The 15335-nt window shown below is 53.7% G+C and carries 12 protein-coding genes; 3 read left to right on the forward strand and 9 right to left on the reverse strand.

From position 1 onward, the window contains the following. Window positions 1-19: 19 nt before the first annotated feature. Genes wzc through F4V72_RS18895 form a run of 3 tightly spaced genes read right to left on the reverse strand, consistent with a single transcriptional unit; the run spans window position 20 to window position 3770 of the window. Window positions 20-2179 (reverse strand): tyrosine-protein kinase Wzc, encoded by a 2160-nt coding sequence (gene wzc / locus F4V72_RS18885; RefSeq protein ID WP_136058201.1) that lies wholly within the window; start codon window positions 2177-2179, stop codon window positions 20-22. Continuing rightward, the gene (wzb, locus tag F4V72_RS18890; RefSeq protein WP_023246959.1) at window positions 2176-2625 is read right to left on the reverse strand and encodes a low molecular weight protein-tyrosine-phosphatase Wzb; all 450 of its coding nucleotides are present in this window, start codon (window positions 2623-2625) and stop codon (window positions 2176-2178) included. Before wzb ends, wzc begins: the two co-directional genes overlap by 4 nt. A 5-nt stretch (window positions 2626-2630) precedes the next feature. Beyond that, window positions 2631-3770, reverse strand: a complete 1140-nt coding sequence (locus F4V72_RS18895) for a polysaccharide export protein (RefSeq protein WP_000978077.1) — start codon at window positions 3768-3770, stop codon at window positions 2631-2633. Between the two features lie 673 nt (window positions 3771-4443). On the opposite strand from F4V72_RS18895, the gene F4V72_RS18900 reads away from it, so the two are divergent. Beyond that, window positions 4444-6024, forward strand: a complete 1581-nt coding sequence (locus tag F4V72_RS18900; protein WP_136058200.1) for a TerC family protein — start codon at window positions 4444-4446, stop codon at window positions 6022-6024. 85 nt (window positions 6025-6109) lie between these two features. On the opposite strand, the gene asmA is transcribed toward F4V72_RS18900, so the two are convergent. The 3 genes from asmA to udk form a co-directional block, all read right to left on the reverse strand. Next, window positions 6110-7966: an outer membrane assembly protein AsmA gene (gene asmA, locus F4V72_RS18905; protein WP_023246957.1), complete on the reverse strand. Its 1857-nt coding sequence runs from the start codon at window positions 7964-7966 to the stop codon at window positions 6110-6112. Between the two features lie 38 nt (window positions 7967-8004). Continuing rightward, window positions 8005-8586 (reverse strand): dCTP deaminase, encoded by a 582-nt coding sequence (gene dcd / locus F4V72_RS18910; protein ID WP_001234784.1) that lies wholly within the window; start codon window positions 8584-8586, stop codon window positions 8005-8007. 90 nt (window positions 8587-8676) lie between these two features. Beyond that, on the reverse strand, window positions 8677-9318 hold the full coding sequence (gene udk / locus F4V72_RS18915; RefSeq protein WP_000132082.1) for a uridine kinase: 642 nt from the start codon (window positions 9316-9318) through the stop codon (window positions 8677-8679). Between the two features lie 330 nt (window positions 9319-9648). On the opposite strand from udk, the gene F4V72_RS18920 reads away from it, so the two are divergent. Then, a complete protein-coding gene (locus tag F4V72_RS18920; RefSeq protein WP_150342492.1) occupies window positions 9649-12639 on the forward strand; it encodes an MASE1 domain-containing protein in 2991 nt (996 codons plus the stop codon). Here the strand turns inward: F4V72_RS18920 and alkA are convergent. Then, window positions 12607-13476: a DNA-3-methyladenine glycosylase 2 gene (gene alkA / locus F4V72_RS18925; RefSeq protein ID WP_150342493.1), complete on the reverse strand. Its 870-nt coding sequence runs from the start codon at window positions 13474-13476 to the stop codon at window positions 12607-12609. The two genes, F4V72_RS18920 and alkA, sit on opposite strands and share 33 nt — an antisense overlap. Window positions 13477-13609: 133 nt before the next feature. Here alkA and yegD point away from each other — a divergent pair, with 133 nt between their 5' ends. Beyond that, window positions 13610-14962 (forward strand): molecular chaperone, encoded by a 1353-nt coding sequence (yegD, locus tag F4V72_RS18930; protein WP_053528864.1) that lies wholly within the window; start codon window positions 13610-13612, stop codon window positions 14960-14962. A 98-nt stretch (window positions 14963-15060) separates the two neighbouring features. Here yegD and F4V72_RS18935 read toward each other — a convergent pair whose 3' ends face one another. Then, window positions 15061-15120, reverse strand: a complete 60-nt coding sequence (locus tag F4V72_RS18935) for a type I toxin-antitoxin system Ibs family toxin (protein WP_108418456.1) — start codon at window positions 15118-15120, stop codon at window positions 15061-15063. Between the two features lie 72 nt (window positions 15121-15192). Continuing rightward, the gene (locus F4V72_RS24640) at window positions 15193-15315 is read right to left on the reverse strand and encodes a hypothetical protein (protein ID WP_254888669.1); all 123 of its coding nucleotides are present in this window, start codon (window positions 15313-15315) and stop codon (window positions 15193-15195) included. Window positions 15316-15335: the final 20 nt, after the last annotated feature.

Below are 15335 nucleotides of genomic sequence, written 5' to 3' on the forward strand. Positions count from 1 at the left end.
ATCCGGCACGCCTTATTTTTTATTTGGAATCTGACTGGTATTCATACTCGTAATAGCCATAATCCTGGTAGCCCGTCGCCCGGCGGAAAATGGAGTTGAGGATCACGCCTTTGACCTGAATGCCATTCTGTTCAAAACGGCTCAGACTGGTTTCCACCTCTTTTAAGGTGTTGACGGCATAACGCGCCACCATCAGCGTCGTCCCGACGTGACGACCCACAATCGCGGCGTCCGTCACAGCCAGAATCGGCGGCGTGTCGATTAATACCAGGTCGTAGTGGCTGCTTGCCCAGGCGATCAGCTCGCCGAAGCGCTCGCTCATCAGCAATTCCGATGGATTAGGCGGTACCTGGCCGCGCGGAATAAGATCAAAATTAGCGATCGCCGTGGGTTTCGCGCAGGAGGCTATCTCGCCTTTGCCCGCCAGAATGTCAGATAAGCCGTCCACGTTATTGGTGCCGAGCAGTTCATGGGTGTAGCCCTTGCGCATATCGCAGTCGATCAGTAATACCCGTTTATGCGTCTGGCTGATGACGGCCGCCAGGTTGGCGCAAACAAAGGTTTTACCGATAGAGGGGCTGACGCCTGTGAGCATGAGTACATTATTTTGCGCCTGCATCATGGCGAAATGCAGGCTGGTGCGCAGGCTGCGAATCGCCTCAATCGCCAGATCGGTCGGATTGCCCACCGCCAGCAGTTGGCTCTGCTTGTAACGCTTAATCCCTTTAATGGTTTTGACGCTATCGCGCGCTTTTTGCCATTCCGACAGCGGAATACTGGCATAGACGCTGATCCCATGCTCCTCCAGCGCCTGCGGGCTTTCGATACCACGATTAAACAGCGAGCGCAGCAGCACGCCGACAATCGATAACATTAATCCCAGAATAATGCTGCCGAGAATAATCAACGCCTTTTTCGGCTTCAGCACACCCGGCTGGGTAATCGCCGGGTCAACGATGCGCACGTCGCCAACGGTGCTGGCTTCGGTGATTTTCAGCTCCTGCTGTTTATTAAGCAGTTGCATATAGACCTGCTGGCCAGACTCCACATCGCGGGTCAAACGCACAATCTCCTGCTGGGTTTTCGGCATCGCCGTCACCCGCCCGTTCAGTTTGGCTTTTTCATCTTCCAGCGCTTTACGTTTTTCCAGCAGGGTGCGGTAAGCCGGATGCGCTTTGGTAAAGAGCTTGGAAATTTCCGCCTCTTTAAACGTCAACTCATTCAACTGGGCGTCGATATTAACCATCGAATCGAGCACCGCCTTCGCTTCCAGCGGCAAATCCACCGAGTCTTTATCCTGGCGGAAAGCGTTTAGCTTGTTTTCCGCCACATCCAGACGGCTGCGGACTTCCGGCAACTGTTTTGCCAGAAACGCCAGGCTCTTCCCCGCCTCTTCAGATTTCCGCGCAATATCCTGTTGCAGATAGTTACGGGTAATACTGTTGAGAATTTCACGAATTTGGTCGCGATCCTCTCCCGTGAACGTCAAACTCAGAACCCCGGTGTCTTTGCCGGTTTCCGTCACGGTGAGGTTATTTTGCAGATTATTAATCATGCCGAGCGTTGAGAATTTACTCACCGTAAATTCCGTATCAGGTCGGGCGTCAATCGCCTCTACCCGCATCGTCACACCGTCTTTATTGAGAGTCTGGCCCACAACGCTCTGCGCGCTAAATCCGCCGTCGCTGACCAACTGATAACGTTTGTCGCCCAGCACCTTAAGGGTGAAAATCTGTCCGCTCATCGTCTCTGGCCGGGTGAATGTTGTGACTTTCACCATTTCATTCTGACGCCCCATCAGCCGTTCCCACCCGGCGCCGAACAGCGGAAAGGTGTTCTTGGCTACGGCAATATCCAGATCCAGATCGTCAACCGTCTTTCCCAACACCAGACGCGATCGGATTAACTGAATTTCCGCATCGGAAGCCGGCGGCTTATTCGCTAATGCGCTGTTGATATCCTGTACCAACGAATTACCGGTGTTTTGTTCAATCTGCACCAGCGCATCGGCGCTATAAATAGGCGTGGCGAAGAGCGTATAAGTCATCGCACACAGCGCAAATATGGCCGTCGTTCCCAATACCCACCAACGCGCTTCAACCACCGTTCCGACCAGACGCCCGATATCGATTTCATCGCTACCCGTTGCCGCCGCAGATTGTTTTACTTTTTCTGTCATGGTTTTCCCTGCTCTGCATTCAGTACCTGCGCCCACTGGCGGGCAGACCTTTCCAGTAATGTGTACACCGCCTCAAACGCATCGCGGCTTTTGCGATACGGGTCCGGTATTTCACGCTCGCTGTCCCAGTGACCAAACAGCATTACCTTGCCGCGCATTTCCGGCGCAATGTCGCACAGGGCGGCGATGTGACGTTTCTCCATCGTCAGAATCAGGTCATATTCCCGGCACAGACGCGCGGAAATTTGCCTTGCGCAGTGTTTTTCCAAAGACAGATCGTGGGCGCTCGCCACGCTCGCCGCCGCAGGATCGGCTCCTTTGCCGACCAGCGCGCCTAACCCGGCGGATGCAACCGTCAGCGAGGGATGAAAGCGCTTTAGCAAACGTTCAGCCGTCGGGGAACGGCAAACGTTCCCCACACAGACCACTAAAATTTTGTTAAACATAACGATTACCAGGAATGAATGTCGCTGGCCGTATCCGTCATATAACGGACACCGCTAATGGTCGGCAGCAACTGATTGATCAGACGGTTCCAGCGAGCAACCGGCGCGGTCGTGACGTACACCACATCGTAAGGCTGAAGTCGGAATTCCGTCGCCATCACCAATGAAGTGGCGTCAGACATATCAAGCTGGTAGATATTGGCGATCTTGCCGCCACGCCCACCCTCGCCTTTCAACGGACGAATCACAAAGATGCCGCTGGCGTTGGAGGTGGTCAGATCGATGCCTTCCGCATTGCCTAATGCTTCGGTGAGCGTCATGCCGCTGAAGTCCATTTTGAGGGTGCTCTGTTTTTTCACTTCGCCCATCACAAAGACTTTCAGATCGTCATTGCGCGGCACATACAGAATGTCGCCAGGGTAGAGCAAGCGGTTCTGGCTAAGATCGCCATTTTGCATCAGCGCCTGTAGCGAAATGCGTTGTTCTTTGCCGTTGTGCGTCAACACGACGTTGCGCCAGTCCGCCATATCGGTCAGGCCGCCCGCAGCGTTAATCGCATCCAGGACGGTTAGCGGTACGTTAGTAATGGCCTGCTGGCCGGATTTGTTCACCTGGCCGGAGATATACGCTTTTTGCGAACGGAAAGCGGCAATATTGACATCCACCTGCGGGTCCGCGATGTACTTCGCTAAACGCCCGGTAATATCGCTGCGAATCTCTGACAAAGTTTTACCGACGACGCTAACCTTGCCGATGTAGGGATAAAACATGGTGCCGTCCGGCTGTACCCAGTTGCCGGTATCGCTTGAGCTACGGTACTGGCCTGCTGGCGTGGTCAATTCAGGGTGATCCCAGACGGTGACATTCAGCACATCGCCAGGCCCAACGCGATACTGATAACTGGCGATCTCCTGGTCCAGCGACATATTCGGTTGCGCGACATTGGGCCGCGGGCGTAATTGCTCAACCAGCCGTGGCGTCAGCGGATACACATTGACCATCCGGTCGAGATCAAAATCAGCGTCTTGCTGTTTGATCACATCTTTCCCCATCGTAGACATATTGCTGCCCGGAAGTACTGTGCAGCCACTTATCAAGCTGAGTGACGCCAATAATGGCATCAATTTCATTTTGGATTTCATCATTGATTATTTATCACTTTGGCAGAGTAATTATCCTGTGCAATTTAAATAGCGGCTTCGTCCGTGCACATTTACCTTGCAGTTAATGGAAGCGAAAATTAACTGGCATCATTCTGAAAAAAAATCAATTCATCCGCAGGCTATTGACAGAATAACAAAGGCTTATATTCAGGCTTTCAGGCACGCTACCGCCCCTGGCTTCTTAGCTACCAATGCACTGATTATTTTAAATTTTTGCACTTCCCTCCGATTTCATCCTCATTCAGATAAAAATCTTCAGCGAAATAAAGGTTACGTATTAATAGTTTTCTTGATGTCGTGACAGGATATTTAAGAGCGCTACCTTAATCCTGCAAGAATTGTTGCAGCTAACCTAATGACAGGCAAGGTAACAAACCGCCATTCTATATTTTTAAGATTAATATTAAATGAATTAACAGATAATTTTAGGATTTTATTGATGTTGACAATATTTATTTACCTCACCCTACCTACGATATTTCCTAAATATATTTTTAATATTATTTAGTTTCTGACAGAAACATTACGGCTATTTTAAAGTTATTTTATAGCCCCATAACAAAGAGAAATTGCTCTGCGGCATTGCATTTTCCCGCCGTATTATCCATGATCGAATTGTGACAATTGTCATATTACAGAAGGTATTGCTCTTACTATGGAATGGATTGCCGATCCGTCAATCTGGGCCGGACTAGTAACGTTAATCGTTATCGAACTTGTTCTCGGCATTGATAACCTGGTCTTTATTGCCATCCTCGCTGAAAAACTACCGCCGGGGCAGCGCGACCGCGCGCGCATTACCGGCCTGATACTGGCGATGATCATGCGCCTGCTGCTGCTGGCGTCAATCTCGTGGCTGGTCACCTTGACTAAGCCGTTCTTTAGCGTACAGGCGTTAAGCTTCAGCGCCCGCGATCTGATTATGCTGTTCGGCGGCTTCTTCCTGCTCTTTAAAGCCACCATGGAGCTCAACGAGCGGCTGGAAGGGAAAGATAGTGCTAACCCTACCCAGCGTAAGGGGGCGAAATTCTGGGCGGTGGTCGCGCAAATCGTGGTGCTGGACGCTATCTTTTCTCTCGACTCCGTGATTACCGCCGTGGGGATGGTCGATCACCTGGCAGTCATGATGGCGGCAGTGATAATCGCCATTAGCCTGATGCTGCTCGCCAGCAAGTCACTGACCCGGTTTGTGAACAACCATCCGACCATTGTGATTTTGTGTCTTAGCTTCCTGCTGATGATCGGCTTTAGTCTGGTGGCGGAAGGGTTTGGCTTCCATATTCCGAAAGGGTATCTGTACGCCGCTATCGGCTTCTCGGTGATGATCGAGGCGCTCAACCAATTGGCTATTTTTAACCGCCGCCGTTTTCTTTCCGCTAACCATACGCTGCGCCAGCGCACAGCGGAAGCCGTGATGCGTCTGATTAGCGGTAAAAAAGAGGATGCCGAACTGGATGCGGAAACCGCCGCGATGCTGGCAGACCATGACGACAGCCAGATTTTTAATCCGCAGGAGCGCAGGATGATTGAGCGGGTGCTGAATCTCAACCAGCGCACCGTGAGTAGCATCATGACATCACGTCACGATATCGAGCATATCGATCTCAACGCGCCGGAAGCGGAAATCCGCGCTCTGCTGGAAAAGAACCAGCATACGCGTCTGGTCGTGACCGGTGAAAATGACCAGGAAGATTTACTCGGCGTCGTCCACGTCATCGATCTGTTGCAACAATCGCTGCGCGGCGAACCGCTCAACCTGCGGGCTCTGATTCGCCAACCGCTGGTTTTCCCGGAAGTATTGCCTCTGCTGCCTGCGCTGGAGCAGTTCCGTAACGCCAGAACCCATTTTGCCTTTGTCGTAGATGAGTTTGGCTCGGTTGAAGGCATTGTGACATTAAGCGATGTCATGGAGACTATCGCCGGTAATTTGCCGAATGAAGCCGAGGAAATTGACGCCCGCCACGATATTCAGAAGAACCCGGATGGTTCCTGGACGGCAAACGGCCATATGCCGCTGGAGGATTTGGTGCAGTACGTGCCGCTACCGCTGGATGAAAAACGGGAATATCATACGATTGCCGGTTTATTAATGGAATATTTGCAGCGCATACCGAAAACCGGTGAAGAGGTTCAGGTGGGCAATTATTTGCTGAAAACATTGCAGGTAGAAAGCCATCGTGTGCAGAAAGTGCAGTTAATTCCGCTGCATAACGATGAGCCAGAATACGAGGTGTAACGCCTGTTCACCTGTCCCGGCCTACTTGCCAGGTAGGCCGGAAGCGCGTTAGCGTCGACATCCGGCACTCCCCTTTGGCCAAAAACTACAGCTTATCCAGCAGCTTCTTCACATCTTTACCGTTGCGGGTATCTTTATTGCGATCCGCCCAGTCGCTGAGCCGACGCTTCGCTTCATCCTGCAAATGCTTACGTAATAACTGATCAACTTGCAGGGTGTAGTTCAGTTCCTGCCACTTGCCATAGACGCGCAACGGCACCGGCGTCTCTTTCAGGAAGGTGATCAGGTTGCTATCGCCGTTCCAGCCGCCCAGCACACGCAGATTAAATTGCGTATCGCAGCTCTGCTTAACCAGGTCCAGAGTTCCACTGCCGGTTAACGCCAGCATAGAAGATTGCCCGGACATATCGTCGAGCCTCAGCGTGCCCTTGTTGAGCATCAGATTGGTCGTGAAGCGGTCCAGTCGGGTCGCGTTGTCCATATTTTCCTGCGACTGCTGCGCGTCGCCGCCGCTTCGCTCTACGGCCTGCTGCACCAGTTGCTGGAAATTCATTCCTTCGAGTCGCGTATTGCTCATATCAACATGCGCTTTTCCCTTCCAGTTGTGGCGAAATGCCTCCGCGTCAATATCTGCCCCGGAGAAATCGCCAACCAGCGACATTTTACCGGTCAGGCTAATCGGATAATTAAAGGCTTTCAGGATAGTTCCAATCTCAACATGGTTGAGGCGAGGATGGAATATGATGCGCGGACTGGCGGTGCGGGCATCCAGCGTGCCGGGCAGCGACATCTGTCCGTCGGCCAGCTTCCCCTGTAACTCGGTGATATCCAGCAATCCGGCCTGATTAGACATCTTCGTCGAAACCTGGGTAAAGTCCATTCCCCGCCAGCGAACTGAATCCGCCTGCAAAGAAATCACCGCCGTAAAGCTTTGCAACCCCTGATAAGGCGGCGCATCAACACGCGATGCGATAACTGGCCTGGTCAGGGGGAGCGTATTTTGCCCCTGCGACGTCGCGCCGTTCGTCTGTGCCACGGTGTTATGATGCGGCAACAGGTTATCCAGATTAAGTCTGCCGGACTGGAGGTCAATTTGCCATTCCGGCCGCTCCGCCAGTGTCACCTGAACGTGCCCGGTCAGAGAACTGTCATTCGCCGTTAAATTTAAGTGATTAAATGAAAGGCGTTTTTGCGCCTCCTGCCACTGCGCCTGAAATTGTCCTTGCCCCTCAATCCCCTGCGCCGGTAGATCCGCGCCCTGCAATTGCCAGCGCAGTTGTTCAATACCGGCGGTTAAATTATGCGGATAATCGGAAGCATCCACCGTTCCGCTGAACGATAACGCAAGATCCCGCTGATCGCGATTCACGCGTCCCGAAAAATCAAACGTGCCGCGATGTTCGGCATCTTGTTCCATATTCAGATGAATATCGCGCACCGTGACCTGTTCATCATTTTCATGCTGAAAAACCAGCACGCTGTCGGCAACACGCAGGCTACGAATATCAAACGACCAGCCGCGATCTTCCGCTACGTCCGGCAATGTATTGTCTTTCGGCGCGACTGGCGCATCATCACTGCGTACCGCTTCCGTTTGCGGCGTCAGTTGTATCACCCCGCCTTTCAGCATAACCTGCTTAACATGAAGCTGATGGCTCAATAGCGGCCATAAAGCGACGTCCAGGCGCATATTGTCAGCCCGCACCAGCGGTTCGCTGGCACCTTGCGCCGTCAGCGTCATTCGCCCGGAAAGGATGCTGAGCTGCGGCCATACGTGCCAGCGCAACGGCCCGTCCAGTTGCAACTGATACCCACTACGCGCGGCAACCTGCTGCACCATGTAGGCGCGGAAATCATTCGGATTGACCAACAATACCAACGCAGAAAACCCGGCCACCAGCACGACCAGGAGAATCATCAGCGTCGTCAGAAATCGTCTCATGCTACCCTCAATGGACCGGCAGTATTGCGCCGAATGGCTCAGTCTTTATCAATCCGGCTGGCAACGGCGCCCTGCTGATCGCGATATTTGGCATCCTGACGGCGGTTATAAGGCCGCGCCGCCGGGCCGGACAGCGGCTCAAAGCTCAACGCGCCGATGAGCATACCCGGACGCAATGCCAGCGGCAGTTTCCCGGAGTTGTAAAACTCAAGCACAATGCAGCCCGACCAGCCTGGATCGATACGGTGCGCCGTCACATGCACCATCAGCCCCAGACGCGCCAGCGAGGAACGACCATCCAGCCAGCCCACTAAATCCGGCGGCAGGGTAACAGACTCATAGGTTACGGCCAGCGCCAATTCGCCCGGATGCAGATAAAATGCCTCGCCGTCCGGCAAAACGATTTCATCGCTCATCACGCGATCCAGCGCCGCGCTCACTTCATCTTTCGGCCCGCTCAGATCGATAAACGCCGCCGTATGACCACGGAAGGTTCGAAATTTATTGCCAAGACGTACATCGACCGTCGCGCCGTTAATGCGCTCTACGGGAGGTCGCGGGGTGATAGACAAACGGCCTTCATCCAGCCAGGCTTCAATATCTCGGTCGCATAAACGCATGGCACTTTCTCCTTTCGCGCATCAAGCCCTTAAATCAAGCACATCAAGGGCTAACCAGGTTATCACTGAACGGTACACAATTCGCCAGATTTATTCAAAGAACTGGCTGATTTTCGCTTTCAGAATATCAATAGCGATGCGGTTTTTACCGCCGCGCGGCACGATAATATCCGCATATTGTTTGGAAGGCTCAATAAATTGCAGGAACATCGGACGCACCGTTTTCTGATATTGTGCCATCACCGAATCCATTGAGCGACCACGCTCGTTCACATCGCGTTTGATACGGCGCATCAAACAGATATCCAGCGGCGTATCGACAAAAATAGAGAAGTTCATCTCTTCACGCAAACGCGCGTCGGTCAGTAACAGAATACCTTCAAGAATAATCACTTTCTTCGGTTCTACGCGAACCGTTTCCTGCATACGGGTATGCTCAACATAACTGTATACCGGTAATTCAATCGCCGAACCGCGCTTGAGCGCCTGGAGATGCTGAAATAGCAGGCTGTGATCCATCGCATTCGGATGGTCATAGTTGGTTTTTACGCGTTCTTCCATCGACAGATGGCTTTGATCTTTGTAATAACTGTCTTCGGGAATAACGCCAATATGTTCGTCACCCACTTGTTCACGCAATTCGCGGTAAAGGGTACTGGCAATAAGACTTTTGCCGGAAGCCGATGCGCCAGCGATACCGATAATGACGCACTGATGAGACTGATCAGTCATAAATTTAGCGACCTGATTAACCTGGATGTAAGGAAGGGGGGCGCCGAAACGCCAAACGCGGCAATTATAGGGATTTCAGCGGCGCGATACCAGTCCGGCGCTATACCACGGTTAATTTGTTGGCGGTGCATTCGACGTTGCGACGTAAAAGCGTTCAGTTTTAACGCGGACAGCGGATTTATCGACCCGTCTGGAGGAGTAATACGCCGGGAACCACAATTTATATCCAGCCAGCGTATAAATCATTACGCGTTTATACTAGCATAATCACAGAGTAAACTGACGCGTCCGGTATTCCGCGACGTTACCAGCGATTCGGATAGAGTGGTAATGAGTAAACCATCCCAACATGTTTTCGTTACCGTCCCCCACCCGCTGCTGCGTCTGGTCAGTTTAGGCCTGGTCGCGTTTGTCTTTACGCTCTTTTCGCTCGCGTTATCGCGTTTCGGCGCCCAACTCGCGCCGCTGTGGTTCCCCACCTCCATTATGATGGTAGCGTTTTACCGCCATGCGGGCCGTCTGTGGCCAGGGATCGCCGTCGCCTGCTCGCTCGGCAGCATCGGCGCCTCACTGACTTTATTTCCTGCCGCCTCGCTTAACTTTAGCTGGACGGCAATAAATATTATCGAGGCAGCCACTGGCGCGATACTGCTGCGAAAACTGCTCCCCCGGTATAACCCCTTACAAAATTTGAATGACTGGTTCCGTCTGGCTATCGGCAGCGCCGTGATTCCGCCGCTACTCGGCGGCCTGTTATTTTGGCTGATAGCGCCGGAAGCGGTCGCCTCGAAAGCGTTTCTGATTTGGGTATTATCGGAAGCCATCGGCGCGCTGGCGCTGGTGCCGTTAGGTTTACTGTTTAAACCACACTATCTGTTGCGTCATCGCGACCCGCATCTGTTGCTGGAAACGCTATTGACGCTGGTCATTACGCTGGCGCTAAGCTGGCTCGCTATGCGCTATATCCCGTGGCCGTTTACGTGCGTTATCGTCCTGCTGATGTGGAGTGCGGTGCGCCTGCCGCGAATGGAGGCGTTTTTAATTTTTTTAGCTACCGTTATCGTGGTCTCGCTCATGCTGGCCAATGATCCCACGCTGCTCGCCACGCAGAAAACCGACGTGATGGTCAATATGCCGTGGCTGCCTTTTTTAATGATCCTGCTGCCCGCTAATATGATGACGATGGTGATGTACGCGTTTCGCACGGAGCGCAAACATATCACCGAGAGCGAATCCCGCTTTCGCAACGCGATGGAGTATTCCGCCATTGGCATGGCGCTGGTCGGTACGGAGGGCCAGTGGCTACAGGTCAATAAATCCCTGAGCCATTTTCTTGGCTATAGCCAGGATGAATTACGCGCGATGACATTTCAGCAACTGACCTGGCCGGAAGACTTGAATAACGACCTTGAACAGCTAAACATGCTGGTGCGCGGCGACATCAACAGCTATTCCATGGAAAAACGTTACTACACCCGCAACGGCGATGTCGTCTGGGCGCTGCTGGCCGTCTCGCTGGTTCGTAATAAAGACAATCAACCTCTCTATTTTATTGCTCAGATTGAAGATATTAACGATCTCAAGCAAAGCGAGCAGGAAAACCAGCGGTTGATGGAGCGCATTACGCAAGCGAACGAAGCGCTGTTTCAGGAAAAAGAACGGTTGCACATTACTCTTGACTCTATCGGAGAAGCGGTGGTGTGTATCGATGTCGCTATGAATATCACCTTTATGAACCCGATCGCCGAAAAGATGAGCGGCTGGCGGCAAGAGGATGCTTTAGGCGCGCCATTATTAACGGTTCTGCGCATTACGTCAGGTGATAAAGGGCCGCTGCTGGAGGATATTTATCGCGCCGACAGGTCACGATCGGACATGGAACAGGAGGTAGTGCTCCATTGTCATAACGGCGGCAGCTACGATATTCATTACAATATCACGCCGCTCAGCACGCTTGACGGCGATAAGATTGGTTCGGTTCTGGTTATCCAGGATGTCACCGAATCACGAAAAATGTTACGCCAGCTCAGCTACAGCGCAACCCATGACGCCCTCACCCATCTCGCCAACCGCGCCAGTTTTGAAAAACGGCTTCAACAACGCCTGCAAACAATACAGGAATCGCCTCAACATCATGCGTTGGTGTTTATCGATCTGGACCGTTTTAAAGCGGTTAACGACAGCGCGGGTCATGCCGCCGGCGACGCCTTGTTGCGCGAGCTCGCGTCGCTGATGCTCAGTATGCTTCGCTCCGGCGATCTCTTAGCCCGTCTGGGCGGTGACGAGTTTGGGCTGTTTCTGCCGGATAGTAATAGTGACAGCGCGCGCTTTATCGCGACGCGGCTTATCAACGCCATTAATGAGTATCATTTTATGTGGGAAGGACGCCTGCATCGGATCGGCGCCAGCGCCGGGATCACAATGATAAATGAACATAACTGCCAGCTTACAGAGGTCATGTCTCAGGCAGATATTGCCTGCTACGCCGCGAAAAATAGCGGCCGCGGCCGTCTGACCGTGTACGAACCGCAGCACGCATTATCCCCCTCAACGGGAAAGATGCCGCTGGAAGAACAGTGGCATATGATTAAAAATAACCACCTGCTGATGCTTGCCAGAAACGTCGCACCGCCGCGTACGCCGGAGGCCACCAGCTTTTGGCTGGTCTCACTCAGGCTGTGGACCAGCGAAGGGGATGTTCTGGAAGAACGTGCATTCCGGGCAGGATTAGTCGACTCCGCGCTGCATCATGCGCTCGACCGACGGGTATTCCATGAGTTTTTCCATCATGCGGCGACCGCCGTCGCCAGCAAAGGATTAAGCGTCGCGCTGCCGCTGTCCGCCGCGGGATTATGCAGCGCTACCCTTATTGATGAACTGCTGGAACAACTGGAACATAGCCCGCTGCCGCCACAGTTGTTACACCTGATTATTCCGGCTGACATTATCGTTAAGCAGGCACAGACCGCCATTGCGACTCTGCAAAAACTGCGGTTACGCGGCTGCCAGGTTATTCTCAGCCATGTCGGGCGCGATTTACATCTGTTTAATTTACTGCCCCCGGATATCGCCGATTATTTACTGCTGGATAGCGACCTTATCGCCAACGTTCATGAGAGTTTAATGGATGAAATGCTGGCCTCGATTATTCAGGGACACGCCCAGCGTCTGGACATCAAAACGCTCGCCGGACCGGTACAAAACCCACAGGTGCTGGATACGCTCTCCCGTATTGGCGTGGATCTGATTTATGGCGACACCATCGCCGAAGCGCAACCGCTGGATTTGTTACTGAATACCAGCTATTTCGCTATCCATTGACGGTTGCCAGCCGTGGGTATACCAGATATGCAGTAGCGCGTAGGAACGCCACGGTTTCCAGCGCTCCGCGTAGCGGCGGATTTGCGCGGGTGTCATCCCGACGAAGCGCTGCTTAATTAAGTAATCATCGGGCAAAAAGATATCTTTTGCCTGCCAGCCGCGCAGGGCGAAATAGTTCGCCGTCCAGCGGCCAATTCCCGGAAACGTTTGTAAATTTTTAACACTCTGCTCAATGTCCGGCGGCGCGGTGAGCGCCAGTTTTCCCGCAAGCGTCGCCTGCGCCAGATGAATCAGCGCTTCGGCGCGCCGGAGCGGCATCCCCAGAGCTTTCAGCGCCAGCGGATCGGCCAACGCCAGCGTTACCGGACCGGGAAAACAGACATAATCGGGCGCATCCGGCAACGCCTCGCCATAGCGGCGCGCCACTTTCGCCGTCAACCTTGCCGCCATCGCGACGCTCACCAGTTGCCCCAGTATCGCCCGCACGCCTTGTTCAAACGTATCAACTGATCCCGGTAAACGCAGCCCCGGTCTGGCCTCGCCCAGCGCCCCCAGCACGGCGGCAACCTGTGCGGGCTGGCAGTCAAGATCAAACAGACGCGAAACCTTCGCCAGACACGCCGGCGCGACGGGAAGTAATCCGGCGCTCACGCTAACCCGCACAGTGTGGGTGGACAGATTGGGCCTCACGCTGACCAGCCCGCGATGCTCGCCCACAACCAGGCTGCGCGCATAAAAGCCCTCGCCTACCGTTTCCACGCCGTCCACCGCACGCGCGGCAAGAAAACCCAATATCCACGACCAGTCGTAAGGCGGCTGCCAGCTCAGGATAAACATGCTTTTCTCCTTTATTTGACCTTTCAGCATAAACGCTAATCGCACCTAACGCCTTGCTTTCATATTCCAGTTGTCGCCGCGACGACATTTCGCTAAAGTCACGCCCCTTCTTCACTGGCATGGGGATTTTAAGGTGTTTATAGGATTTGATTACGGTACGGCAAATTGCTCGGTCGCTATTATGCGCGACGGACGTCCACAGTTGCTGACAATGGAAAATAACAGCACATTGCTGCCGTCTATGCTGTGCGCGCCGACGCGCGAAGCGGTGAGCGAGTGGCTGTACCGCCATCATGATGTGCCGACAACGGACGAAGAAACCCAGGCGCTGCTACGCCGCGCGATACGCTACAACCGCGAGGAAGATATTGAAGTTCGCGCGCAAAGCGTACAGTTTGGTCTGGCGTCGCTGGCGCACTATATTGACGATCCCCAGGAGGTTTGGTTCGTCAAATCGCCGAAATCCTTTTTAGGCGCCAGCGGCCTGAAGCCGCAGCAGGTTGCGCTGTTTGAAGATTTGGTCTGCGCCATGATGGTACATATTCGTAATACGGCGCACAGCCAATTACCGGAGGCTATCACTCAGGCGGTGATTGGTCGCCCGATCAACTTTCAGGGACTGGGCGGCGACGACGCGAACCGCCAGGCGCAGGGTATTCTGGAGCGGGCGGCAAAACGCGCCGGTTTTCAGGAGGTGGTATTCCAGTACGAACCGGTCGCGGCGGGCCTGGACTACGAGGCTACTCTGCGGGAAGAGACACGTGTGCTGGTCGTAGATATTGGCGGCGGCACCACCGACTGTTCCATGCTGCTGATGGGGCCGCAGTGGCGTCAGCGCGCCGATCGTGAAAACAGCCTGTTGGGACACAGCGGTTGCCGCGTAGGCGGAAACGATCTGGATATCGCGCTGGCCTTTAAAAATCTGATGCCTTTGCTGGGCATGGGCGGCGAAACCGAAAAAGGCATCGCCCTGCCGGTGCTGCCGTGGTGGAACGCCGTCGCGATTAACGACGTCCCGGCGCAAAGCGATTTTTACAGTAGCGCGAATGGTCGTCTGTTGAATGATTTGGTTCGCAACGCGCGTGAAGCAGACAAGGTCGCGTTGCTGCTCAAGGTCTGGCGTCATCGGCTTAGCTACCGCCTGGTACGCTGCGCGGAAGAGAGCAAAATCGCCCTTTCCGGCCAGGCGGATGTTACGGCGCGGCTGCCATTTATCAGCGACGACCTGGCGGTCGCTATCAGCCAGCAAGGACTGGAAGCGGCGCTGGATCAACCGCTGGCGCGTATTCTGGAACAGGTGCAACTGGCGCTGGACAGCGCGCAGGAAAAACCGGATGTCATCTATCTGACCGGCGGCAGCGCCCGTTCACCATTGATTAAAAAAGCGCTTTCCGAACAGCTACCGGGCATACCCGTCGCTGGCGGCGATGATTTCGGCTCCGTCACCGCAGGACTGGCGCGCTGGGCGGAGGTTGTTTTCCGCTAAGCGCCTCGCAAGCTCAGCGCTGATGGATTGACATTATTCTTGATGTGGCTTAACGTCAGGAGTGAGGGTAAGGGAGGATTTCTCCTCCCCCTGGTGTCTTAGTAAGCTGGGAGGCTAATCACTAAGAGTATCACCAGTATGATGACTAACTTCATCATAACCCTTTCCTTATTTTGGCCCCTTCCTCGGGAGGGGCTTTCCCGTTTCAGCGTCCTGCTGAAATCGGTGACTTACTTCCATTGCCGTACCGCCACTTTACCGCACTCCGACGCGTTAACGATTTTCACCGATGAGAGTTGCGTAGCGCCTCGCAAAGCGGGTCGCCATTCAGAATAATCCCGACCGTGTTCCATAATTCCTCCATTTTTCTCCC

This window comes from Salmonella enterica subsp. diarizonae, assembly GCF_008692785.1.
Classification (GTDB): Bacteria; Pseudomonadota; Gammaproteobacteria; order Enterobacterales; family Enterobacteriaceae; genus Salmonella; species Salmonella diarizonae.

Bases quoted from the DNA above. Each gene is read 5' to 3' on its own strand.
- wzc (WP_136058201.1), bottom strand. From the start codon at position 2,179: ATGACAGAAAAAGTAAAACAATCTGCGGCGGCAACGGGTAGCGATGAA.
- wzb (WP_023246959.1), bottom strand. From the start codon at position 2,625: ATGTTTAACAAAATTTTAGTGGTCTGTGTGGGGAACGTTTGCCGTTCC.
- F4V72_RS18895 (WP_000978077.1), bottom strand. From the start codon at position 3,770: ATGATGAAATCCAAAATGAAATTGATGCCATTATTGGCGTCACTCAGC.
- F4V72_RS18900 (WP_136058200.1), top strand. From the start codon at position 4,444: ATGGAATGGATTGCCGATCCGTCAATCTGGGCCGGACTAGTAACGTTA.
- asmA (WP_023246957.1), bottom strand. From the start codon at position 7,966: ATGAGACGATTTCTGACGACGCTGATGATTCTCCTGGTCGTGCTGGTG.
- dcd (WP_001234784.1), bottom strand. From the start codon at position 8,586: ATGCGTTTATGCGACCGAGATATTGAAGCCTGGCTGGATGAAGGCCGT.
- udk (WP_000132082.1), bottom strand. From the start codon at position 9,318: ATGACTGATCAGTCTCATCAGTGCGTCATTATCGGTATCGCTGGCGCA.
- F4V72_RS18920 (WP_150342492.1), top strand. From the start codon at position 9,649: ATGAGTAAACCATCCCAACATGTTTTCGTTACCGTCCCCCACCCGCTG.
- alkA (WP_150342493.1), bottom strand. From the start codon at position 13,476: ATGTTTATCCTGAGCTGGCAGCCGCCTTACGACTGGTCGTGGATATTG.
- F4V72_RS24640 (WP_254888669.1), bottom strand. From the start codon at position 15,315: ATGGAACACGGTCGGGATTATTCTGAATGGCGACCCGCTTTGCGAGGC.